Raw genomic sequence first — 22288 nt, 5'->3', positions numbered from 1 at the left:
AGGAGCAGATTTAGATGACAAAATCGAAGTACTTAGCAGCAGGTGCCATTGCGGCGGCTGTCCTTGCAACCGGTGCGTTTGTTTGTGCCAAAAATCTGACGGAATATTTTGAACGCAGGCAACAACGCAAGCAGGTTGAAGGCTTTGTGAAGAAGATTTTCGGTGACAGCGATCGGGTTCAGAGCATTCTGGATAAACTGAGTGACGAAGACGTTGCCAGTCTGCTCCGGGTCAGCGACAAGCTACGCAGCCTCAAAGACAGCGCCAGCGAATACGCCGGATCGGCACGCGAACAAGGCATGGCCGCGTTTGATCGGTTGAAGAGCGCTTTGAATCGCTAAACAATTGAATGATGATTATCATCGAGTTTGCACAGTGCATCATTCAAGCCCAACCAAGACGATCGGGTCCGCAAATTTTGGGACTACGATCGCCTTTAGTGTTTATATTTTGTAACTATGGATTAAAAACGTGAGTGCCAAGGCGGAGCAATCGTAGGCCAGATGGGGCTCAGCTGTGAAATTGTTGTTGGTGGGGCGTTCTTTGCCCCGCCTACAACAAGGCCGAGCTTTGAGACTCAGCCGGGCTTGCTGAGGCTCAAAGTCGTGCCCACAGCGTTCCAGCCCCAGCTGGCCGGAGATTGCGGAGTTTGGCACGACAATTAGTCCTCTCGTAAAAATGGAGGCAAGTTTTACGTGGCCGAGACCGAAGAAACAGACATCAACCAATATATGGAAGCCGCACTAGCCGAGGCCAGAAAAGCCGCTGCGATTGGCGAAGTGCCGATTGGTGCTGTGGTTGTTCATGATGGCCAGATTGTCGGCCGGGGCCATAATCTGCGCGAGACTTCTCAAGATGCCACGCAACACGCCGAGATCATCGCCATTCAGGCAGCCTGTCGCAAACTTGGCACCTGGCGCCTGGAAGATTGCCAATTATTTGTCACACTGGAGCCTTGTCCCATGTGTGCCGGTGCGATGATCAATGCCCGGATTGCCACGTGCTATTTTGGTGCAACCGATCCCAAGGCAGGCGTTGCCGGCACTTTTTACAACCTGCTGGAAGATTCGCGGTTTAACCATCAAGTTGCCGTCGTTGGCGGGATTAAAGCCGCGGCCAGCGCCGAACTGCTGCAAAGTTTTTTCCGAACCATTCGCGCAAAACGAAAAGCCGCTAAACAGGCTGGTCAAACGCGTGAAAATCAGGTATAATGATTTTTGCCGCAAGGCCTTAAGGCAATGGTGACTTTCCAAATTGTGTCAGGTCCGGAAGGAAGCAGCACTAAGGTAAGCTCGTCATGTGCCTTTTGTTATTGAGAAATTGACCGGTCGCTTTCATCACGAAGCGGCCGTTTTTGTTGTCATCATGTCAGGCAATTTTGTTCCGAGCTATGGTAAACTAGAACGAGGTTTTGACGTCCGTCACGATGAGGGTAGACGTCAATAGTCAACAAATCGTTTAAGTGAACCTGTGGCATCTGCAACAGGTTGAAAGGGGCGTTAAGGTGAGTTATCAAGCGTTGTATCGGGTCTGGCGCCCGCAACAGTTTAAAGATGTCATTGGCCAAGATGCGATTACCAAGACGCTGAAGAATGCGTTGATCACCGGACAGACAAGTCACGCCTATCTTTTTACCGGCCCGCGCGGCACCGGGAAAACGTCCGTTGCCAAGATCTTGGCGAAGGCGCTAAACTGCCTGAACCTGAAAGATGGCGAGCCGGATAATACCTGTGAAATTTGTCAGGCGATTAATGATGGCAGTCTGACTGATGTGATTGAAATCGATGCGGCCTCTAATAACGGGGTCGATGAAATCCGTGATATTCGGGACAAAGCGAAGTACGCCCCGACGCGCGCACGCGTTAAGGTTTATATCATTGATGAAGTGCACATGCTCTCGAGCGGCGCCTTCAATGCTTTGCTGAAAACGTTAGAGGAACCACCGGCACACGTGGTCTTCATTCTGGCGACCACTGAACCGCATAAAATTCCGGCAACGATTACTTCCCGAACACAGCGCTTTGATTTTCGCCGCATTACGCCGGAAGACATTGTCAAACGCATGCGTTTTATCCTGGACGATAAAAAGATCACTTATGACGACGCTGCGCTTAAGGTCATCGCCAAGGCGGCTGAAGGCGGCATGCGTGACGCTTTGTCCATTTTGGATCAGGTCCTGAGTTTTGGCGATAATCATGTCACCACCGAAGATGCCTTGGATGTTACCGGTGGCGTGACAACCGCGGTGCTCGGCAAGTATCTGGCAGCGGTGCTGGCCAAAGATCATGCCCAGGCATTGAAAATGATCGAGGATTTGCTAGCGGCCGGTAAAGATGCTGGCCGACTCATTGAAGACTTGATCGAATATTTACGCGACTTGCTGGTCAATCAACAGGCACCATCCTTGCTAGGAGACTTGGAAAAGAGTCTGCTAGACGATCAATTCAAAATTTTAAGTGAAAATTTCAAGCCGGCGCAGATTTATCACATGATTGATGTGTTGAACAATACGCAGCAACAGCTACGAATGACCAATCATCCGGAAATCTATCTGGAAGTGGCCACAGTTCGGCTAAGTGAAACCGCCGCGCCTGCTGCTGCCCCCGTGGCTGCGGAGCCAGCAGACACGCAGAAGCTGGACCAGCTTTCGGCTAAGGTCAAACAGTTGAGTGATCAACTCAAACGGGTTGAGGCAAATGGCGGCACAGTACCACCGCCGACCCGAACGCGGAAGCATGTGAAGGCCAAAGCCAGCCATGTCAACCGCAAGGCGATTTATCCGATTCTTGGCGCGGCCACGAAGCAAGATTTAACCAATCTGAAGGATGTCTGGCCGGATTTGTTGGGGATGTTGAGCATCACCAAACGGGCCATGATGAAAGTCAGCGAGCCGGTTGCCGCCAGTCCTGACGGTGTGATTGTCAGCTTTGATTATGATATTTTGGTCGAACGGGCCATGAATGATGCCGCACTGATGACTGAGTTGGAAAACGGCTTACAGAAGCTGACCGGCAAGCAGCCTAAGATCGTGCTGGTTCAAAGCGATGTCTGGCCAACGATTCGTAAGGATTATATTCAGGAACTTAAAGCGCCGGCGACCAAGGGAAAAAGCGCCGACACCAAGCCAAAAACGCCACCGGTTGTCAACAAGATGACTGAACTTTTTGGTAAAGATGCACCTAATGTTACGATCAAAAATGACTAGAAAAGGATGATCAAATATGCGTGGAATGGGCAATATGCAAGGTATGATGCGTCAAATGCAAAAGATGCAAAAAGAAATGCAGGCGGCACAGAAGGAACTTTATGCAACGGAATTCGAAGGTAAGTCAGCTTCCGATATGGTCACCGTTAAATTCACCGGTGAAAAGGTCATGAAAGATATCCAGATCAAGCCGGAAGCCATTGATCCTGACGATCCTGATATGTTGCAAGATTTGATCCTTGAGGCAGTTAATCATGCGATGAGTGAAATTGATAAGCAAACTCAGGACAAGTTAGGTAAATATACCCGCGGCTTGCCGATGTAGCGTGCCGCGCCAGTCTATCCAACCTGGTAGGATGACGACTGCCGCCACATAATGTTTTGAACGTTTTCAACAAGAGGGATGATTATGCAATATCCGGAACCAATCAGTAAATTGATTGACAGTTACATGCGTTTGCCCGGTATCGGGGCGAAGACAGCCACCCGACTGGCTTTTTACACGATTGATATGGACAAGGATGATGTGACGGCTTTTGCCAAGAGCTTGGTGGCGGCTAAAGAAGACCTGCATTATTGCTCGATTTGCGGCAACATTACCGATGAAGATCCTTGTTCGATCTGTCGGGATAAAAGTCGCGACCAAAGCACGATTCTGGTCGTTGAGCAGCCTAAAGATGTGATGAGCATTGATCGGGCTCAGGATTATCACGGCCTCTACCACGTCCTTCATGGGGTGCTTTCGCCGATTGAAGGTCGGGGACCGGAAGACCTGAACATCGAAAGTCTGTTGAAGCGCTTGAAGACGAACACGGCTGTCAAAGAAGTGATTATTGCGACGAACGCAACGCCTGAAGGGGAAGCCACCGCGCAATACCTTGCTCGACTCATCAAACCAGCCGGCATTAAGGTGACGCGGCTTGCTCACGGGCTGGCAGTCGGCAGTGACATTGAATATGCCGATCAAATGACGTTAATGAAGGCCGTTGAAGGAAGGACTGAACTGTAATGTTTGGACGTAAGCGGATCAAGGTCAAAGAGGAAAAAGACGAAGAACTCATGATGCTCGTTTACCGGGTTCGTGACCAGATGGCAGCTCAGCGCAAACTTGTTGCGACTTTCCGCGAAGTCGACGAAGAGACCAAATCACAGGTGGCGCTTGAAGCTGCCTTGTTTGATTTTCTCTACCGTGAAGCGCGTACCCGTAAGATCAAAGGTGAGGTCGTTGCTAAGGTTGCTGCCGAGCAGATTGCGGAGTTTAGGGATTTGTAAAAGTGCCGTCGTAGTCATGGGCGGTGTACCACGTTAAATAGACCATAAGATGATTCTGATTCACTGAATATAGCTTTTCGATTGACGGCAAATGGTGATGATCGCACGATAAGATCGGCCATGGCCGTTTTTCTTTTTTCAGCATCGTTGTTGGGGCGTTTTGAAAGTTCATCGGCGCAGATAAATTTTTAATTGTGAAACATATCAAGTAAAATAGACTTAATTCTAAAAAAGGAGCAGCATATCGTGACAGGGACGTTTATCACATTTGAAGGCCCGGATGGTGCAGGAAAAACCAGTGTCTTGGAAGCATTAATTCCAAGGCTTAAGGCGCAATCACAGGCCGCTTTGCATCTCACCAGAGAACCCGGAGGCGCCAAGATTTCCGAAAAGATTCGTGACGTGATCCTCGATCCAGCTAATACAGAGATGGATGCACGTACCGAAGCATTGCTGTATGCGGCTTCTAGGCGGCAACATTTGGTCGAGGTGATCAAACCGGCACTTGCACAAGGTGATATTGTTATCTGTGACCGGTTCGTTGATAGTTCCGTTGCCTATCAAGGCGGCGGCCGGCAAATCGGTACGCAGGCGGTTTTGCAAATGAATCAGTTTGCAACAGCTGGGCTTGAGCCGGATTTAACGATTTACTTAGACGTACCGGTGCAGGTTGGTTTGGATCGAATTGCGACCCATCAACATGAGCGCCAATATGATCGACTCGATCAGGAAAGCCTAGCCTTTCACGAACGCGTTCATTCGGCCTATATGAAGTTGGTGGCGGATAATCCAACGCGAATAGTCACGGTTGATGCCACTCAGCCGCTTGCAGCAGTTGTCACGGCAGCAGAGGCAGCGATTACGAAGCGATTCCCATCGTTGTTTGGATGATGGTGGCGGGCTGACTCACCATAACGCGTTCGCAGTCGCAGAAATCTACGTGTAAGGACCTCAGCCGCAATGGCCAAAAGCGGGCCATCACGGCTGAGGCCACTTACACTTCGATTTCTAAGCGCTCCTGCTCACGCTCACTCTCACAAGGAGGCAAAAGACACATGAAACTCATTCTCGCAATTGTTCAAGATAAAGATAGTAACTTACTCAGCAGTCAATTTATTGATGCCAACATTCAGGCGACCAAGTTGTCCACGACAGGCGGCTTTCTGAAGGCGGGGAATACGACGTTTATCATCGGGGTTGCGGATGAACGGGTCGATGACGTGTTGAAGATTATCAAGGAAACCTCGCAGACGCGGCAACAGTTTATGACGCCGCCAGTTAATCTTGATGCGACATCAGACAGTTCCATGGCTTATCCAGTTGAGGTTCAAGTCGGCGGCGCCACCGTCTTTGTCTTGCCGATTGAATCCTTTCATCGCTTCTAATGGCTAAGTTTTTGATTGATTCGTTGCAGCCAAAATTAGTCGCCCAATTTGCCCGAATCATTGACCGCAAGCAACTGGCTCAATCCTATTTGTTTGTGGGGCCAAAAGGTGCCGGTAAGTTGGAACTGGCTGAATGGATTGCCTTGCGCCTATTTTGCCAAAATGTCCAAGACGGTGCTCCTTGTGGCGAATGTCCTGAGTGTGAACGTATTTTGAATCACAACCATCCGGATGTGATGGTGCTCAAAACCAGTACCCAAAGCATTAAGGTTGATGATATTCGTAACTTGAAACAGGAAATGAGCAAAACCGGCGTGGAAGGCAACCAACGCGTGTTTATCGTTGAAGACGCTGATAAAATGACGGCAGGAGCAGCTAATTCACTACTGAAGTTTTTTGAAGAACCGGTTCCGGGCATGACGGTGATTCTCACTGCTTCATCGAAGAATCAACTTTTGCCAACGATTTTATCGCGGGCGCAGGTGATTACGTTCCAAAGCCCTGATCGGCAAGCGGTGATTGCCAAATTAGAAGAAGACGGTGCCAATCCGCAATTGGCGCGGGTGGCTGGCCGGTTAACCGGTAATGTCAGCGAAGCTCAGGAATTATTGACTGCCGAGGACTTCCAGGATCGGGTCAATCGCGTGTTTCAGTTGTTGGACCGTTTGGCTGACCATGATCCTGAAAGCTTTGTGCGGGTGCAGACCCAATTGCTACCGGTTGCCAAGGATGCTGCGGCACAACGTCAGGTTTTAGCACTGATTGGGTTGGCGTATGCCGATGCCTTGAATCGCCATTTTGAAATTGCGGCGACGCAACAGCTGGATATTCCGGCGGTTGCTGCGTTGGCGAAGTTATCGAGTCGGCAACTGACCGATGATTTGCAGGCCATTTTAACGGCGCAGGTTCGCTTGAGCCAGAATGTGACGTTTCAGTCGGCAACAGAACAGTTAATGCTTAAACTCTTAGAAGGGTGATCTTGTGGAAAAGAAAGAACTGTACGATGGTTTCTTAGTCCTTGAGAAACACGCCCAGCAGATGCTCAAGGAAATTGCGGCGATGAAAGACGACATGGCGGAGACGCTAGAACGTAACGCGGAACTTGAAATCGAGAATAAGCATCTGCGTCAGCACCTGGCAGAGCTAGAAAAAGATGACAACAAAACCAGCGATGGCGGCGTTGAGTTATCCAAGTCGAAGCAGAACCTGGAAAGCCTCTACAATGAAGGATTCCACGTTTGCCCGATGTTTTATGGTCAGCGCCGGGTGAATGACGAGCCATGCGCCTTTTGTCTTGATATTATTTATGGGGAGAATTGATTTGGAGCAGCAACGAAGCTTTGGGTCGCATACCACCGGGACTTTGTATTTGGTGCCGACACCGATCGGAAATTTGGACGATATGACATTTCGTGCGGTGGCGATTTTAAAAACGGCTGATTTAATTGCCGCGGAAGATACGCGCCATACGCAGATGTTGTTGAATCATTTTGCGATTACGACCAAAACCATTTCATTTCACGAACATAATACCCAAATGCGCATTCCGGAGTTGTTGGCGAAACTGGAGGCCGGGCAGACGATTGCTCAGGTGAGTGACGCGGGGATGCCGTCGATTTCCGATCCCGGCAAGGAATTGGTCCATGCGGCAATTGAACACGGTGTGCCGGTGGTTCCGCTGCCAGGGGCCAATGCTGCGACAACGGCCTTGATTGCCTCCGGATTGCCACCGCAGCCATTTTTGTTTTATGGGTTTCTACCACGTAAAACCGGCGAAAAGCAACGTGTTTTGGCCAAACTGGCTACCGAACCGGCAACACTTTTGTTCTATGAAAGTCCGCATCGGGTCGGGAAAACCCTTGCCGCGATGTTGGAAGCATTTGGTGATCGCCAGGCCGTTTTGGCGCGGGAATTGACCAAAAAGTTCGAAACCTTCATCCGCGGCACAATCACGGAACTGCAAACGTATGCAGAGAATGAGTTGAAAGGCGAATTTGTGATCATGGTAGCAGGAGCCCCGGATAAGCCAGTTGTCAAAAGCGCGGCACCGTTCAAAGACCAAGTGGCCGCCATCGTTGCCACCGGCGCCAAACCGAATGCGGCGATCAAGCTGGTCGCTAAACAAAACGGGGTTGCTAAACAAGTGGTGTATGATGCTTATCATGACCTAGACAGAGCGTGAACCGGCATCAGTAAGCGTGTTTGAGCACCTACTAACAGGAACAAGTCGAAACGAAAGAGAAGGGATTTTCATGGGAAAAGTCTATGAAGAAGATTATCGCATTCCAGGCTTTCTGGGTGATCGGTTTGGCCGTGCGGGCTTAGCCAATATGATGAATGTGATGCTGGAAGTGTCTGAGCGGCAGTTAGAGAAGCTGCATGCCGGCATTGATGCCATCAGTGAATTCCACGCAGGTTGGGTGATCACCCAATATCACATGGAAATCCAGCGTATGCCGAAAATCGAAGAATTGTTGCGGGTCGGGACCGAAGCTACGACTTACAATAAATATTTTACTTACCGTGATTATTGGATTGACGACGCGGAAGGCAACCGGCTCGTTTCCGTCAGCAGCAACTGGGTCATCATGGACTTGCGGACGCGTAAGATCGTTGACGTTATTCCTGAGCTTGTTGAACGGGTTGGTGCGGTTTCCGATCGCAAAATCAAACGCTTCCCGCGATTCAAAAAGGTCGATCACCCAGATGGCGAAGAGACGTTTCATGTGCGCTATTTTGACATTGACAGCAATGGCCATGTGAACAATGCCCATTATCTGGAGTGGATGGAAAATAGCCTTGGATATGACTTTTTGAGTTCACATACCTTGCGTGGTGCCGACATTCGTTACGAGCGGGAAGTGGCGTATGGGACGAGTCCAAAAGCCCAGTTTCAGGCTGATCCGGATGACGCAACCCGCACGTTACACCGCGTGACGACCGATGGCGAAGTGAACGCCGAGGCCCAGATGATTTGGGATGACTTTAAGGCGTAAGTTTTGTATAACTCATATTAAAGCGTCAAAAAAGCAGTTCTAGGGACAAAATCTGTCGCGTCTAGAACTGCTTTTTTCCTAGTCTTAGATTGATCAACTCACGGCATTATCAACGAAGTCAGCGAGTGCCTGGCCGCGTTTACCATCACTCAGACCAACTTGCAGCTTGATGCGCGCTTTCTGGCCGTTGAGTCCCTGACAGAAGATGATGCCCATTTTTTTGAGCTGGACACCGCCGCCTTCGTAATTGTAGACGGCTTGGGCAACCCCATTGAAGCAGCGGGAGACCAGTACGATCGGCACATGCCGGTCTAGCAGCCGCTGGATAGCCGGCAAGGTGGCTGGTGGGAGATTACCAGCGCCGAGCGCTTCAATGGTCAGGCCGTGGATATTTTCCGGGAGTGCGTCAAACAGCGTGCCGTCCATCCCTGCGTAAGCTTTGATTAAGAAGACATGGTCAACAAGGTGGTCAATGGCACAGACTTCCTGGTTGATCAACTCTTGGAAGAAACGCACACCATCTTTGGTGACAAGCCCAACCGGCCCGAATGTCGGCGTCCGAAAAGTTGCGACGTTAGTGGTGTGGGTTTTGGTCACAAAACGGGCGGTATGGATTTCATCATTCATCACGACCAAGGTGCCCTTGTTCCGCGACTCGTCGCTGGCAGCGGTTTTAATCGCGCTTTGCAGATTTTCTAGCCCATCGCTGCCAATTTCGTTACTGGAACGCATGGCGCCGGTGACAACGACCGGCATGGCGGAATCCAGGGTGAGATCCAAAAAATAGGCGGTTTCTTCTAAAGTATCCGTACCGTGGGTGACGACCACCCCGTCAGCGCCGTCTTTTTCCGCTTGGCGGATGCGTTTGACTAAGGTGAGCATCCGCTCCGGAGTCATGTGCGGCGATGGTAGATTAAAAATCTCCTCACTAGTCAGTTCGACGCCGGCTGGCACAAAACTATCGGCGCCGAGCAAGGGATTATGCTTGCTGGGCATGATGTCGCCGTCTCTGGTTTCGGTCATGGAGATGGTGCCGCCAGTATGTAAAACGAGAATGTGTTTAGTCACGGTCAAAGCTTCCTTTCAACGGTTATTGAAACTTATTATACGAGATTTTGGGCGTGAGCGTGAGCCAGTGCGTTATAGGTGTGAGAAGGAGCAGGGGCGCTCAGATAAAACTAGCGGTGCACTCATAGTTCTGAGTACACCGCCTTTGAGGGAATCCCTTTGTCAGGGAGTTTTGAGCAACTAAGAAAAATTTGCTTACGAGGCACCATTTTAGCGGACCAATCTGGTAGCAGACTTGGTGTAGCGCTAAAAAATACCGAGAAAGTCGTGAGATAATTTTCACGATGATGTCAAGGGTTGAGTGTGCCTTTAAGTGCTGATGCGAACGTTCAAGGGGTTCCTTTTGGTTAACTTTCGGTGTACGATAGAACTCGTGACAAAATCTAGGAGTAGGAATCTGCGCGTTAAGTGCTGCTGGAACGGAATGTGAACGGCAGACGAAGACGAAAGTCGCGGTGCAGATGCCGCATTCGCCTGATATTTAGGCGTCTCCGCAAAAAAGGAGATTGCAGCTTATGCAAGTTTTATCGTTTAGTAGTCCCAAGCTTTCCACTCGGAACATCGTGTATATGGCCATGTTGATGGCAATGCAGATTGTTTTGGGTCGTTTTTCTTTTGGTACGCCATGGCTTAAGATCAGTCCGGCGTTTTTCGCTACCATTTTGATGGGGTATTATTTCGGACCATGGCTGGCCGCGGGCGCCGCTGCTTTGAATGACCAGTTGTCGATTATGGTTTTCAATCCGGGCGCCAATTTTCCCGGGTTCACGCTTAGTGCCGCAATTGCTGCAATGATTTACGGCATGTTCTTCCACGGCAAGAAGGTAACGGTTATGCGGACGTTACTTGGTGTCGGATTGGTGTTGCTGATCAGTAATGTCATTTTGACAACGCTGTGGCTGAACATGATGGGGACGCCTTGGCAAGGGATTATCTGGCCACGAACGATTAAAAACGTGGTCATGTTACCGATCCAGACGGCACTGTCTTATGGGACGTTAAAAGCCGTCGAACGGATTCGGCCGCATCTTTAATTGAAAAAGTCTTTTTAATGCCGACTCAATAAGTGGCAGCAAGTTTCTCGATCATCTTCGCGGTGACTTGGAAGCTTGCTGCTGCTTTTTGCATGCTGGCGTGAACCCGCTGGCGCAACCTAGCACCCAGTTCATCTAACTGGTCACTCACCAGATTAATTGCTAAAATAAGCGAATCAAAGTTTCTGGAAAGGAAGGCGGACAATGGATCTATTGTTGCTTGGATTGATAGCGGTGGCATTGGCCGGAACCGGTTTATGGGCGTGGTCCCTGGATCATAAAATTGTCGCTATGCAACTGACGACGCACAAGATGATGTACCCGAATCAGGTACGTACTGGCCGGAAAACGTATGTCCGCAACTTATATCGTGAAAATGCTTTGGCGCAGCGGATTCGCCGTGTCGGACTGACAGGCAGCTGGATTAGCGGCTTAGCGTTCGCTTTTGCGATTGGAAATCAGTTTTACAACGAACTGAGTCACTTGCCGCTTATTAGGCGATTTTATATTTTTACGGCAGATTATTTAACCACCCGCAATCAGGCATTGTGGGTACTGGCCATCAGCGCGGTAGTTGCCGGGTTTGCCTGGATGTGGTTGGCAAAATGGTTGCATGATCAGTTGCTGGCTGCCAACGAGGCGACCGGGATTCAGAGTGCCGCGGACTTGTATTGGACGCCGGAAAGTATCATTCATCAACGTTTATGGCTTAAGATTTTATTACAGATTCTGTTGATGATTGGTAGCATTCTCATTTTGCTTGCCGCGTTGAACGGGGAACTGCCTAATCCCGGCGAAGCGTGGTTATCCTTGTAGTTGATGGCGCTTATTTGGCACAGCGCGAGGCGGCTGACTAGCGGTTTGTATGCAGCCACACGAATATACCACTCACGCTCTAAGGCCATTTGTGATAAACTATTGCCATGATTGTATCGCCGAAGGGAGGCCTGAATTATGCGATTATTAGCACTTGATACCTCAAATGAGGCGATGTCGGTTGCCGTGCTGGACAATGATCGGTTATTGGCGCAGACGACTATTAATCATGAGCGGACTCATAGTGAACAGTTATTACCAACGATTGACGATTTGGTTGCTGCAAGTGGCTTACAACCCGAAGATCTTGATAAAATTATTGTTGCGGACGGTCCGGGTTCCTACACGGGCATTCGCATCGCCGTGACTACCGGAAAAACTCTGGCATACACGCTGAACATCGCATTGGTCGGCGTCTCCAGCCTGGAAGTGTTAGCGGCAAACATCACGGATACGAAAGCCATGATTGTGCCGATTATGAATGCACGGCGCAATAATGTCTTCACAGGTGTTTACCAGTGGGACAAGGGGAACCTGATTAATGTGGTTACGGATCGCCACGTTCCGCTGACGCTTTTGCTCACCGAGTTGACAACGTTACGGCAACCGGTTATCTTTGTCGGAACCGATGCAGCGATGTTTCGCGGACAGATTATCGAGGCATTGGGCGGTTTGGCTCATTTTGCTCCAGATTGGTTAAATCTGCCGCAAGCGTTGCGACTTGGTCAGCTAGGCAAAGATTTACCACCGGTTTCTGTCTATGATTTTGTGCCGCGCTATTTACGCTTAACGGAAGCCGAAAACAACTGGCTTAAGGCGCATCCCGGCAAAGGACATGATGTTTATGTTGAGAAAGTTTAGGTCGTGGTTTGACCGCACGACGCCTGATGAACTTCAATTTGAGTCACGCACGATCAATGTCCGCAATAAGGAATATTTACTGCGGCGCATGACGGAAGCCGATGTTGACGCGGCATTGGCGATTGAGCGGCGGATCTATCATGATACGCCGTGGGATCGCTATGCGTTTTTCTCTGAATTGCGCAAAGTGCGTCATTCATTGTATCTTGCGGTTGAAGATGCCGGCCAACTGGTTGCTTTTGTCGGGACTTGGTTTACCATGAGTGAAGCTCATGTCACGAATATTGCCGTTGATCCAGCTTACCAGCATATGGGACTGGGTCGCTTTTTGATGCAGTTTATGATTGGCCGGGCCATTGAATACGGCAGTGAAAAGGTCACGCTTGAGGTTAGAACAAATAATGACATTGCCAAGCGGCTTTATCACTCACTCGGTTTTCAAGATGGCAAAGTTAAAAAAGGTTATTATGTCAGCAATCATGATGATGCACTGGATATGTATCGGCCTTTGCCGTGATATCCGGAACCATCATGTTTGTAGAGGAGAACAATGTGGCAGCAAGGGAATTGATCTTAGCATTTGAAAGCAGCTGCGACGAAACCAGTGTGGCTGTCGTTGAGAATGGCAACAAAATTTTATCGAATATTATCGCGACGCAAATCAAGAGCCATCAGCGTTTTGGCGGCGTCGTTCCGGAAGTCGCCAGTCGGCACCATGTCGAACAGATTACGCTGGTAACAGACGCAGCACTGAAAGAAGCCGGGGTTACCTACACTGACTTAACGGCCGTAGCAGTCACTTACGGCCCGGGGTTGGTTGGTGCACTGCTGATTGGCGTGACGGCAGCCAAAACGATTGCTTACGCCCATCACTTGCCGCTGATTCCGGTCAACCATATGGCCGGGCATATTTACGCCGCCCGCTTTGTTAAGCCGCTGTCCTATCCATTGTTGGCGTTGGCGGTTTCCGGTGGTCACACTGAGCTGGTTTACATGAAAGCTGCCGGTGAGTTCGAGATTATTGGTGATACTAGAGATGATGCAGCTGGTGAAGCCTATGACAAAGTGGGACGGATTTTGGGCATCCCATATCCGGCAGGGAAAGAAGTCGATCGTTTGGCACATTTGGGCCACGATACCTTCCATTTTCCGCGCGCCATGGATAAAGAGGATAATCTGGACTTCAGTTTCAGTGGCTTGAAGTCCGCTGTGATCAATACGGTGCACCATGCCAATCAAATCGGTGAAACGCTTAGCCGCGAAGATCTTGCGGCCAGTTTCCAGGCTGCGGTGGTGGACGTACTGGTTCACAAAACCCAGAAGGCTCTGACGCACTATCCGGTTAAACAGCTGATTGTGGCTGGCGGGGTAGCAGCCAATCAGGGGCTCAAAGAAGCCATGAACGAAGCGCTGGCCGTGCATTTTCCGGATGTGGACGTGATCGTTCCGCCGTTGCGCTTAACCGGCGATAACGGTGCCATGATCGGGGCAGCCGCGCATATTGAATTGGCCAAGCGCCATCTTGCTTCTGAAAATCTTAATGCGGATCCAGGCTTGAGCTTTGCCCATGCTTAGGGTCACGAGCGAATCATCAGCACTTTCGTTGACGGGGGTTCGTTGATTTAGTTAAACTTAACTTATCGATAAGTTTGTTAACGAAAGGATGATTCCCATGGCTGAAAAAACAATTATGTTAGTGTGCTCCGCCGGTATGTCCACCTCAATGTTGGTGCAGCGAATGAAAAAAGCTGCTGCGGCAGATGGTATGGATGTTGATGTTTTTGCCACTGCGGCTGCAGATGCCGACAATAAACTGGCATCGGAGCCAGTTTCGGTACTGATGCTTGGCCCGCAAGTCCGCTTCATGGAAAGTCAGTTCAAAGCTAAAGCCGACGCTAAAAAAATCCCGATGGCCGTCATTGACATGAAAGCCTACGGGATGATGGACGGCGAGAAAGTTTTGCAGCAGGCAATCGGGTTGCTGGATCAAAAGGTTTAATCGCGACAGTTAAAAAATGTAAAAAGCTGGCACCGGAAACAAGTTATTGATTCCGGTACCAGCTTTTTTGCGGTTAACTGACCTTGATTGAGGCTAATTTCGTTGCCTACTTGTCAGCAGTTTGCATGTCTTCGAGCTGAATGCTTTTTTCTTCCCAAGCATTTTCGACGTCCGTGGTTTGTTTCTGAACTGCTTCGAGCTTAGTTTGCAATTTCTGCATTTTGACATAGTCGCTCAAAACATCGGGGGCGGTCATTTCTTTTTGGATCGTGGTCGCTTGGTTGCCGAGTTTCTGCAGCTGTGCTTCTAAGTCAGCAACTTCTCGCTGCAACTTACGGGTTGCGCGGGCATCTTCTTTGGATTGCTGGTAAGAGGTAGCGCCCGCGGTTTCGGTTTTGGCGGTTGGCTGTTCAGCAGCCGCAGCTTCGGCCTCAGCCTTAGTCTCGGCCAGCTTTTCCTGATAATAGTCCCAGTTGCCGAGGTAAGTGGTGCTACCGGTTGGGGCGATCGCAATGACGTTGGTTGCCAGTTCGTTGATGAAGTAACGGTCATGGGACACGAACAAAACAGTGCCATTAAAATCTTTTAATGCCTGCTCAAGGACTTCCTTACTGTTGATGTCCAAGTGGTTGGTCGGTTCATCAAGCACCAGAAAATTATCATGTTTGAGCGCTAACTTGGTCAACTCCAGCCGCGCTTTTTGCCCGCCGGATAAGGCACTGACCGGTTTTTGAATATCGTCTGGGCCGAACAAAAAGGCAGCCAGAACGGAACGAACATCTTTTTCCGGCATCATCGGGTGCTCGTCCCAGATTTCGTCAATCACGGTATTTTTGGGATTGAGTTGTTGGATTTCCTGGTCGTAGTAGCCGACATCAACGTTAGCGGCGAATTTTGCCGATCCAGCCAGAAACGGGATTTTGCCTAAAATACTTTTGAGTAAAGTCGATTTACCGACCCCATTTGGTCCGATAATCGCGATTCGATCGAATTTATTGACTTGGAAATCGATGGGGCCGGCCATCGGGTGATCCGCTTCGTAACCGACTGTCGCCTGGTTGACTTTGAGCACTTCATTGCCGCTTGGGCGCTTGGGCGTGAAGTTAAAATGCACGCTTTTGTCGTCACCAGTCGGCTTTTCCAGAACATCCATTTTTTCCAATTGTTTCCGGCGCGCTTGGGCCTGCTTGGTGGTGCTGGCGCGGACAATATTCTTGTCCACGAAATCCTGCAGTTTGGCAATTTCTTCTTGCTGCTTGGTGTAGGCTTTCCAAGCCTGCGCCTGGCGCTCGGCCTTTTGCTTGAGATACCCGCTGTAATTGGTTTTGTAATGGGTCGCATGATGGTGATCCAGTTCGTAAATTTCGGTGACCACGTGATCAAGAAAATATTGATCATGGCTGACTGTTAAAATAGCGCCGGGATAGGTTTTAAGATAGCCTTCCAGCCAACTCAGGGTTTCGATGTCAAGGTGGTTGGTCGGCTCGTCCAGGATGATCAGGTCATGCTTTTCCAGCAGGAGCTTTGCCAAGGCCAGACGAGAGCGTTCGCCGCCGGACAAGGTGCCGACTGGCTTGTCATAAGTGTCTTCACCGAATTGGAAGCCGTGGAGGACAGAACGAATTTCGGCTTCATAGCCATAACCGTTTTGTTCATTAAAATCGTGTTGCAACTGATCATATTGTTTCATGGTTGCGGCAAACGCCGGCTTGTCCGCAATGAGTTTGGGATCACCGAGTTTGACCTCTAATGCGTGGATTTGCCGGGCCATTGCTTGCAGCGGTGCGAAGACCGTCAACATTTCTTTGAAAATCGTTTTATCTGAATCTAAGCCGGAGTTTTGGGCCAAATAGCCAATGGACAGATTCTTCATGGTTGTTACCTGGCCGCTATCCGGAGGCGCGATCCCGGTCAGGATTTCCAGCAGGGTGGTTTTACCAATCCCGTTGGGGCCAACAAGGCCGATGCGCGCGCCGTCTTGGACTTCAAGATTCACATTGGCAAATAATTCGTTCCCGTTGAAGCTGCGGCTAACTTGTTGTGCCTGCAAAATGATCACAGGAATACCTTCTTTCACAATAATCGTTAAGACCTAATATACCATAGTTTTGTTCGTGGGCGTGCGTTCCCTGATGATGCATTCGCACAATAAAATATGTTTGTGAAGATGTATCCGCTTGCGTTCAGGCCATAAACCAGCTAATATTAGCAGAAGATACTATGTTGGACAGTTCACATGTTCTGCATGGGAATACTTCTACAGGAGGCTTGCTTACATGGCGGAAACAATCATCCCCAAAGCAACGGCGAAACGCCTACCCGTGTACTACCGATATTTGAATTTCTTGGCGAATTCCGGGACAACCAAGATCAGTTCAACTGAACTGTCGGACGCGGTGAAAGTTGACTCGGCAACGATTCGGCGTGATTTTTCTTATTTCGGTGCATTGGGCAAACGCGGCTACGGCTATGACGTCAACGATTTGCTGAAATTCTTTAAAAAGATTCTGAATCAGGATCGGCTAACCAATGTCGGGCTGGTTGGTGTCGGTAATCTTGGCCACGCCTTGTTGAATTATAATTTTCGACAGGCCAACAACATTCGGATTAGTGCCGGATTCGATATCAATCCTGATTTAGCCGGAACCATTCAAAGTGGGGTACCGATTTATCCCATGGACGAAATGATTAAGCAAATTAAAGATCAGCAGATTGAAATCGTGATTTTGACGGTGCCAATTGATGCTGCCCAGCATATCACCGATGATTTGGTTAAAGCCGGGATTAAGGGGATCATGAACTTCACCCCGATTCGCATTTCGGTGCCTAGCTACGTGCGGGTACAAAATGTCGATTTGGCAACGGAACTACAGACCTTGATTTACTTCCTGGAACACTATGGGCCAACGCTCAACGAACCGGAAGCTTAACTGAAAAAAAGAAAATGCGTCGCCCATGACAGATGGACGGCGTTTTTTCTTGCGTTGTTGAGTGTACTATGTATAATAGTACACGTAGTACGAAAGGGGGCGCCTGAATGGCAACCGAGTCATATACTCATTTGGCGTACTATGAACGCTTGGTGTTGCAGATTAAGACCCGGATTCTACAAGGCATTATGCAGCCGGGCGATAAGCTGCCATCGGTGCGGGAAATGGCGAAGCAAGAACAGCTGAATCCCAATACCGTCGCCAAAGCCTACAAGCAACTGGAGGCGGACGGCGTGATTTACGTTGAACCCGGGCGCGGCACATTTGTGGCTGAGCCATTAAAACACGCAAATTCAACTGCAGTGGCAGCGTTCCGCCCAAAATTTGATGCGCTCGTCGTGGAAGCACAAAGCCTGGGTATCACTTTAGCGACGTTGCAAGCATGGCTGACCGAAAAGGAGGAGCATCGAGTATGAGTTTGACCGTGACTAAATTGCAAAAAAGAATCGCCAATCAGGAAGTCCTGCGCAATATCACGTTTTCGCTGGATCCAGGCCAGGTTGTCGGGTTGGTCGGCCCGAATGGCATTGGCAAGACCACGATTTTTCGTACTGTCACCCGTCAGTATATCGCTGACGACGGTACGGTGACGTTGGATCAACATGATCTGACAAATGAATCACCGCAGCAGGCAGCCATTTTTTACTTAGATCAGCAACATTTATTTTTCCGCAAGTATGCATTGGCCAAAATTGGAACAACCTATGCCTTGCTTTACCCTTCATTCGATCAAACAGCGTTTCTGCACCTGATTAAAAAATTCGGGTTAACTGGCGGCCAGCGGTTTCAAAGTCTATCCAAAGGGTATCAGGCACTGGTCATGGTAGCGATGGCTTTGGCGAGTCAGGCACCGTATGTTTTTCTCGATGAACCATTCGATGGGCTGGATGTCCTGATTCGCGAACGCATTGTGAATCTGGTTGTGGACGCAGTAGCCGATGGTCAGCGAACCTTTTTGATTGCGTCTCACAATCTCGCCGAATTAGACGGTTTATCCGATCGCGTTTTATTCGTCAAAGATGGGCGCATCAGCCGTGATCTCACCTTGGAAAATGTCCGGCAGCAAGCAGTGAAATTGCAATTGGTATTCCGGACCAAGGAAATTCCGGCGGTGATCAAACAGCATGGCCGCATTTTGAACATTCGCGGGCGCGTCATCGAAGTCGTTTTTCCTGATTTCACGTCAGATGTGCAAGCGGCACTGCAAGCTGAGCAGCCGGTTTTGAACGAAAGCCTGCCATTGTCATTGTCGGATTTGTTTAAAGTCGAATTTCGAAAAAAACATGCGGAGGTGGGCTAGATGGGTGATCATCAGTTGTTGAAACTTGTTCGGATGAGATATAAGGTGCTGATCCGGGTCATGGTCAGTTTTGTTATGCTGCTGGCGTTGCTTAACCTGGGTGAGTCGTTAAACACGTATCACGAGCAACAAAAAAATACGATGACAGCCACAGAGTTTATTGCATCGAAAAAAAGAGCAGCCAAATATCATGATACAAGTCTTGAAAATGAAAGTTATGCAACTTATCTTAAGGAACAGCGTTATTTGATTATGCCGCAACGAGATAAGCTTTATTCGTCTCCATTGGTCGGACGAATCATAACGATCATTCATTACGCAATTCCATTATTATTCGGATTGGCTATGGCTGGGATAGACCAAGCAAGCAGTTTTAATGCTGCCATGTTTAAAAGTCGATTTAAGCGAAAACAATTTTTTGCTGCCCGTTATTGGTATGGACTGACGTGTTTACTCGGAACCACAACGCTTGGCATCAGCATTTTTTTGTTTGGCATCTTTGTCGGCGTGCCGTCCGAGTATGTTGGCATTAGCGGCTTGAATACTTTGGGGTTATTGATGATGAACCTAGCCATTGACAGTTTTTTGTTCACCGTTGGTATTGGCGTTGGAAGTGTTTTTTCCACGCTGTTTGGCATGTTTGTCTTTGGCCTTTTTGGCGGCTGGCTTGGTGCAAACGCGATTCAACGATTCATGGCTTATCACACTGTGTACAACCGTTCTTATTGGTCTCTTTTACCGCGCGGTGATCAGTTATTTTTGTTCTTGTTTATACTGACGTTAGCGATTAGTGCGGCCGGTTACTGGCTCACCCGCTGGTTGTTTGACCGTATTTCGTTGGAAAACGAAGGTGACATCTTGTTGTTGCCGAAACTCCGCTGGCTCATTTTAACCTATGCCTTGATTGTTGTCCCTTACAATTTTGGCGATTGGCTGTTCCAAAATGAATTGCTGTCCTACAGTGCCTCCATTATCGGTGTTCTCGCACTCGGTCTTTGGTGGCTGCATCGTGAGCGTGCGCAAGAACAGCTGATGGTTCGATAGTACTGAGCAGGCAGAAGCAGATTTTTTCGCCACTAAAAAACCGCCGCCGACGAAAAAAAGTCGGTAGGCGGTTTTTGCTTACATGCATGTTAACGATCATATGGTGTGAAGATAATGTAATTTTGATCGGTCGTCGCCTTGAAATCAAACTGGGTGTTCTTGGCATTTTGTTTGGTTTCTTCGTTGCTGATGGTTTCGGTTTGCAGGCCCAGTGCTTTGCGCAGTTTATCGGAAACCCGCTGCATTTCGGCATCGGAGGCGATTTGATAAGCACCGTCGCCGACCCATGCATTAACGCCTTTTAGATGATCAGTCGAGATGGTTTTGGCGGCGCCGCGATAGTTCATGAAAATGCTTTGCATATCGGCAAAGCTCAGATTAGTTGCAATGTTTTTAGAAATCGTGTCCATGAGTTTGGTGAAGTTACCAAGCGATCCGACAGAAACGGCTTTTTTCAAAATTGCCTTGATGACTTGTTGCTGACGTTGTTGTCGACCATAGTCACCCTGCGGATCTTCATGACGCATCCGTGAATAGGCGAGCGCCATATTGCCATTGAGATGCATGTGCCCCTTGGTGAACTTTTGGTTGCCGGTATATGGATCCTGGAATGAAAACGGAACGTTGACATCAATCCCGCCGACAGCATTGACGACTTTTTCCAACGCGCCCATGTTGATGGTCAAGTAATAGGAAATCGGAACATTCACAAGTTTGGAGACCGTGTTGATCGCCATATCTGAACCGCCGACATTATACGCAGCATTGATTTTCTGCATATTAAATTCTTTGGTGCCAATCAATTCAGCAGCGGTGTCGCGGGGAATGCTGACCATCGTTGTTTTATTGGTTTTAGGATTGATGACGGCAACAATGATGGTGTCGGAATTACCTTTTTCAACCCGCCCGTCAGCACCGGTGTCGACCCCGAGCAGGAGTACTGCAAATGGTTTCTTTTGGGCGATGTTCGTGCTGACGTGTTTGGTGGCATGGTATGTATTATCGATGGCATATTTTGCCTGGCTATAGAGGCGCAGGGCATAGGCGCCAACCGTAAACAGGCCGACAATGACGATTAAGCCGATGAGGCGTCCCCAGCGAAAACGTTTAGGCGGTTGACGGTGGCGGTGATTTGAACGGGTCTCCATTTTTAAACGGCTCCTTTATAAAAACATTATTTCCATTATAGAAGATTGAATGCGCCAACGAGATTAATATTCGATTACGTTTACAGCGCGTGGGCAATGTAATATAGCCAGACCACCCATAGTGCACCGACATGGGCGATGATGGCAGTGCTGATGGCGCCGGTGTGACGGTAATCATAGGCCAGAACCAATCCGACTAAGGTCGCGCTGAGCCAGTGGCCGCCTGGTTGAGTCACGGCAAATAACAGACTGGCGATCAAAGCGCCACCGAAAACGCCAGTGACATTAACCAGATTACCGAACAATACTTTACGAAAAGCCAGCTCCTCCAGAACGGGAATGGCGAGGCCGATTGCCAAAAAGTACCAGGGATTGGTGGTCATACTGGAAAGCTGCTGATGAATCTGGCTATTGGTTTGCGGCATTTTAAAAAGGATCATTTCAAGCCATGAGCCGACTAACTGAGCAGCCAAGACGCCGGCAATGCCGATGACACCCCAGAAAACGCGCTGTTGTGGTGCGAGGACGCCAGGGGCTTCAATCGCGTTGGCAATGACCAGTTGCCGTTCGCTATACGCCGCAGCAATCATTGCGATGACACTGATTAAGGTCACAATACCAAGGCTGAGCCGCCCAACCGGCATGAATTGGAAAATCAAAAGGTTAGCGATAAACGTGACGAGGTAAGCACCGACAACGGAAAAGGCATGTTTTTGCAGTGACATATAGGGGACTCCTTTGAAAAAATATCTGAAATTAGTATAACATTCCCGGGTTTTGGGGTTGCATTCACCCGGAAAACTCGTTATAGTTACTTTTGTAGTTAGCACTTAGACATAGCGAGTGCTAAATCAAAAAATGTAATGTGGAGGGATTGCCTTGTTAAAACCATTAGGAGATCGCGTGATTGTCGAGGTCGTTGAAGAAGAGGAACAGACTGTTGGCGGCATTGTCTTAGCCAATAATGCCAAGCAAAAGCCGCAAACCGGCAAAGTTGTCGCAGTAGGTGAAGGCGCCTTGACACCGGAAGGCAAGCGTCTGCCAATGGCTGTCAAAGTTGGTGATACTGTATTATACGACAAATACGCCGGCTCTGAAGTAAAGTATGAAGGTCAAGACTACCTCGTACTGCACGAAAAAGACATTATGGCAATTGCGTAAAAAATAATC

The 22288-nt window shown here is 49.1% G+C and carries 28 protein-coding genes, 1 other RNA gene and 1 riboswitch; of the genes, 24 read left to right on the top strand and 5 right to left on the bottom strand.

Annotated features, from left to right (window positions below):
• Positions 1-14 precede the first annotated feature (14 nt).
• The 13 genes from LACSTY_RS10785 to LACSTY_RS10725 all read left to right on the top strand — a co-directional run bounded on the left by LACSTY_RS10785 (position 15) and on the right by LACSTY_RS10725 (position 8858).
• Positions 15-341, top strand: coding sequence for a hypothetical protein (locus tag LACSTY_RS10785; protein ID WP_087912639.1), 327 nt, complete (start codon positions 15-17; stop codon positions 339-341).
• Between the two features lie 390 nt (positions 342-731).
• Positions 732-1211: a tRNA adenosine(34) deaminase TadA gene (gene tadA / locus LACSTY_RS10780; protein ID WP_087913288.1), complete on the top strand. Its 480-nt coding sequence runs from the start codon at positions 732-734 to the stop codon at positions 1209-1211.
• 16 nt (positions 1212-1227) lie between these two features.
• Positions 1228-1314: signal recognition particle sRNA small type (gene ffs, locus LACSTY_RS10775), an RNA gene on the top strand.
• Between the two features lie 190 nt (positions 1315-1504).
• Entirely contained in the window at positions 1505-3205 is a 1701-nt protein-coding gene (gene dnaX, locus LACSTY_RS10770; protein ID WP_087912638.1) for a DNA polymerase III subunit gamma/tau, read from the top strand.
• A gap of 16 nt (positions 3206-3221) precedes the next feature.
• Positions 3222-3530, top strand: coding sequence for a YbaB/EbfC family nucleoid-associated protein (locus LACSTY_RS10765; RefSeq protein ID WP_049171649.1), 309 nt, complete (start codon positions 3222-3224; stop codon positions 3528-3530).
• 84 nt (positions 3531-3614) lie between these two features.
• Positions 3615-4214 (top strand): recombination mediator RecR, encoded by a 600-nt coding sequence (recR, locus tag LACSTY_RS10760; RefSeq protein WP_010492034.1) that lies wholly within the window; start codon positions 3615-3617, stop codon positions 4212-4214.
• Positions 4214-4477, top strand: coding sequence for a YaaL family protein (locus LACSTY_RS10755; RefSeq protein ID WP_025012716.1), 264 nt, complete (start codon positions 4214-4216; stop codon positions 4475-4477). The genes recR and LACSTY_RS10755 overlap by 1 nt, the downstream gene beginning before the upstream one ends.
• 246 nt (positions 4478-4723) lie before the next feature.
• A complete protein-coding gene (tmk, locus tag LACSTY_RS10750) occupies positions 4724-5368 on the top strand; it encodes a dTMP kinase (RefSeq protein ID WP_087912637.1) in 645 nt (214 codons plus the stop codon).
• Between the two features lie 164 nt (positions 5369-5532).
• Positions 5533-5862, top strand: a complete 330-nt coding sequence (darA, locus tag LACSTY_RS10745; RefSeq protein WP_010492028.1) for a cyclic di-AMP receptor DarA — start codon at positions 5533-5535, stop codon at positions 5860-5862.
• Positions 5862-6839, top strand: coding sequence for a DNA polymerase III subunit delta' (holB, locus tag LACSTY_RS10740; RefSeq protein ID WP_087912636.1), 978 nt, complete (start codon positions 5862-5864; stop codon positions 6837-6839). Before darA ends, holB begins: the two co-directional genes overlap by 1 nt.
• 4 nt (positions 6840-6843) lie before the next feature.
• Positions 6844-7182 (top strand): DNA replication initiation control protein YabA, encoded by a 339-nt coding sequence (locus tag LACSTY_RS10735; RefSeq protein WP_005687107.1) that lies wholly within the window; start codon positions 6844-6846, stop codon positions 7180-7182.
• 1 nt (position 7183) lies between these two features.
• A complete protein-coding gene (gene rsmI / locus LACSTY_RS10730) occupies positions 7184-8044 on the top strand; it encodes a 16S rRNA (cytidine(1402)-2'-O)-methyltransferase (protein WP_087912635.1) in 861 nt (286 codons plus the stop codon).
• Positions 8045-8114: 70 nt separating this feature from the next.
• A complete protein-coding gene (locus LACSTY_RS10725; RefSeq protein ID WP_087912634.1) occupies positions 8115-8858 on the top strand; it encodes an acyl-[acyl-carrier-protein] thioesterase in 744 nt (247 codons plus the stop codon).
• Between the two features lie 93 nt (positions 8859-8951).
• Here LACSTY_RS10725 and LACSTY_RS10720 read toward each other — a convergent pair whose 3' ends face one another.
• Complete coding sequence (locus LACSTY_RS10720; protein WP_025012722.1) at positions 8952-9932, bottom strand: asparaginase; 981 nt, start codon at positions 9930-9932, stop codon at positions 8952-8954.
• 377 nt (positions 9933-10309) lie between these two features.
• A riboswitch (THF riboswitch) is annotated at positions 10310-10404 on the top strand.
• Between the two features lie 37 nt (positions 10405-10441).
• Here LACSTY_RS10720 and LACSTY_RS10715 point away from each other — a divergent pair.
• Entirely contained in the window at positions 10442-10960 is a 519-nt protein-coding gene (locus LACSTY_RS10715; protein WP_039639299.1) for a folate family ECF transporter S component, read from the top strand.
• 25 nt (positions 10961-10985) lie between these two features.
• On the opposite strand, the gene LACSTY_RS10710 is transcribed toward LACSTY_RS10715, so the two are convergent.
• Positions 10986-11111, bottom strand: coding sequence for a hypothetical protein (locus LACSTY_RS10710; RefSeq protein WP_257789378.1), 126 nt, complete (start codon positions 11109-11111; stop codon positions 10986-10988).
• Between the two features lie 53 nt (positions 11112-11164).
• Between LACSTY_RS10710 and LACSTY_RS10705 the strand changes: the two genes are divergently transcribed.
• The 5 genes from LACSTY_RS10705 to LACSTY_RS10685 all read left to right on the top strand — a co-directional run bounded on the left by LACSTY_RS10705 (position 11165) and on the right by LACSTY_RS10685 (position 14636).
• The gene (locus tag LACSTY_RS10705) at positions 11165-11776 is read left to right on the top strand and encodes a hypothetical protein (protein ID WP_087912632.1); all 612 of its coding nucleotides are present in this window, start codon (positions 11165-11167) and stop codon (positions 11774-11776) included.
• Positions 11777-11914: 138 nt separating this feature from the next.
• Positions 11915-12637, top strand: a complete 723-nt coding sequence (tsaB, locus tag LACSTY_RS10700; protein ID WP_049171633.1) for a tRNA (adenosine(37)-N6)-threonylcarbamoyltransferase complex dimerization subunit type 1 TsaB — start codon at positions 11915-11917, stop codon at positions 12635-12637.
• Positions 12621-13154 (top strand): ribosomal protein S18-alanine N-acetyltransferase, encoded by a 534-nt coding sequence (rimI, locus tag LACSTY_RS10695; RefSeq protein ID WP_087912631.1) that lies wholly within the window; start codon positions 12621-12623, stop codon positions 13152-13154. The genes tsaB and rimI overlap by 17 nt, the downstream gene beginning before the upstream one ends.
• A 35-nt stretch (positions 13155-13189) precedes the next feature.
• Positions 13190-14212, top strand: coding sequence for a tRNA (adenosine(37)-N6)-threonylcarbamoyltransferase complex transferase subunit TsaD (tsaD, locus tag LACSTY_RS10690; RefSeq protein WP_087912630.1), 1023 nt, complete (start codon positions 13190-13192; stop codon positions 14210-14212).
• Positions 14213-14309: 97 nt separating this feature from the next.
• Positions 14310-14636 carry a PTS sugar transporter subunit IIB gene (locus LACSTY_RS10685; protein ID WP_010491995.1) on the top strand — a complete coding sequence of 109 codons (327 nt, stop codon included), beginning with the start codon at positions 14310-14312 and terminating at the stop codon, positions 14634-14636.
• 106 nt (positions 14637-14742) lie between these two features.
• Here the strand turns inward: LACSTY_RS10685 and LACSTY_RS10680 are convergent, their stop codons facing one another.
• The gene (locus LACSTY_RS10680) at positions 14743-16695 is read right to left on the bottom strand and encodes an ABC-F family ATP-binding cassette domain-containing protein (protein ID WP_087912629.1); all 1953 of its coding nucleotides are present in this window, start codon (positions 16693-16695) and stop codon (positions 14743-14745) included.
• A gap of 217 nt (positions 16696-16912) precedes the next feature.
• Here LACSTY_RS10680 and LACSTY_RS10675 point away from each other — a divergent pair, with 217 nt between their 5' ends.
• From LACSTY_RS10675 to LACSTY_RS10660, 4 genes are all read left to right on the top strand, one after another.
• Entirely contained in the window at positions 16913-17566 is a 654-nt protein-coding gene (locus LACSTY_RS10675; RefSeq protein ID WP_010491991.1) for a redox-sensing transcriptional repressor Rex, read from the top strand.
• Between the two features lie 107 nt (positions 17567-17673).
• Complete coding sequence (locus LACSTY_RS10670; RefSeq protein ID WP_087912628.1) at positions 17674-18042, top strand: GntR family transcriptional regulator; 369 nt, start codon at positions 17674-17676, stop codon at positions 18040-18042.
• Entirely contained in the window at positions 18039-18926 is an 888-nt protein-coding gene (locus tag LACSTY_RS10665; RefSeq protein ID WP_087912627.1) for an ATP-binding cassette domain-containing protein, read from the top strand. The genes LACSTY_RS10670 and LACSTY_RS10665 overlap by 4 nt, the downstream gene beginning before the upstream one ends.
• Positions 18927-19970: a hypothetical protein gene (locus LACSTY_RS10660; RefSeq protein ID WP_087912626.1), complete on the top strand. Its 1044-nt coding sequence runs from the start codon at positions 18927-18929 to the stop codon at positions 19968-19970. It abuts the gene before it with no gap.
• Between the two features lie 89 nt (positions 19971-20059).
• Here the strand turns inward: LACSTY_RS10660 and LACSTY_RS10655 are convergent, their stop codons facing one another.
• Together LACSTY_RS10655 and LACSTY_RS10650 are read right to left on the bottom strand one after the other, a co-directional pair.
• Positions 20060-21118 (bottom strand): LCP family glycopolymer transferase, encoded by a 1059-nt coding sequence (locus LACSTY_RS10655; RefSeq protein ID WP_087912625.1) that lies wholly within the window; start codon positions 21116-21118, stop codon positions 20060-20062.
• Between the two features lie 80 nt (positions 21119-21198).
• The gene (locus LACSTY_RS10650; protein ID WP_047106341.1) at positions 21199-21843 is read right to left on the bottom strand and encodes a CPBP family intramembrane glutamic endopeptidase; all 645 of its coding nucleotides are present in this window, start codon (positions 21841-21843) and stop codon (positions 21199-21201) included.
• Between the two features lie 154 nt (positions 21844-21997).
• Here LACSTY_RS10650 and groES point away from each other — a divergent pair, with 154 nt between their 5' ends.
• The gene (gene groES / locus LACSTY_RS10645; protein WP_003567052.1) at positions 21998-22279 is read left to right on the top strand and encodes a co-chaperone GroES; all 282 of its coding nucleotides are present in this window, start codon (positions 21998-22000) and stop codon (positions 22277-22279) included.
• The last annotated feature ends 9 nt before the right edge of the window (positions 22280-22288 follow it).

It is taken from the genome of Lacticaseibacillus styriensis, from assembly GCF_030770295.1.
In the GTDB taxonomy this organism is placed as follows: domain Bacteria; phylum Bacillota; class Bacilli; order Lactobacillales; family Lactobacillaceae; genus Lacticaseibacillus; species Lacticaseibacillus casei.
The sequence above is the reverse complement of the archived record's forward strand: the minus strand, read 5'-3'. Positions and strand labels throughout refer to the sequence as shown.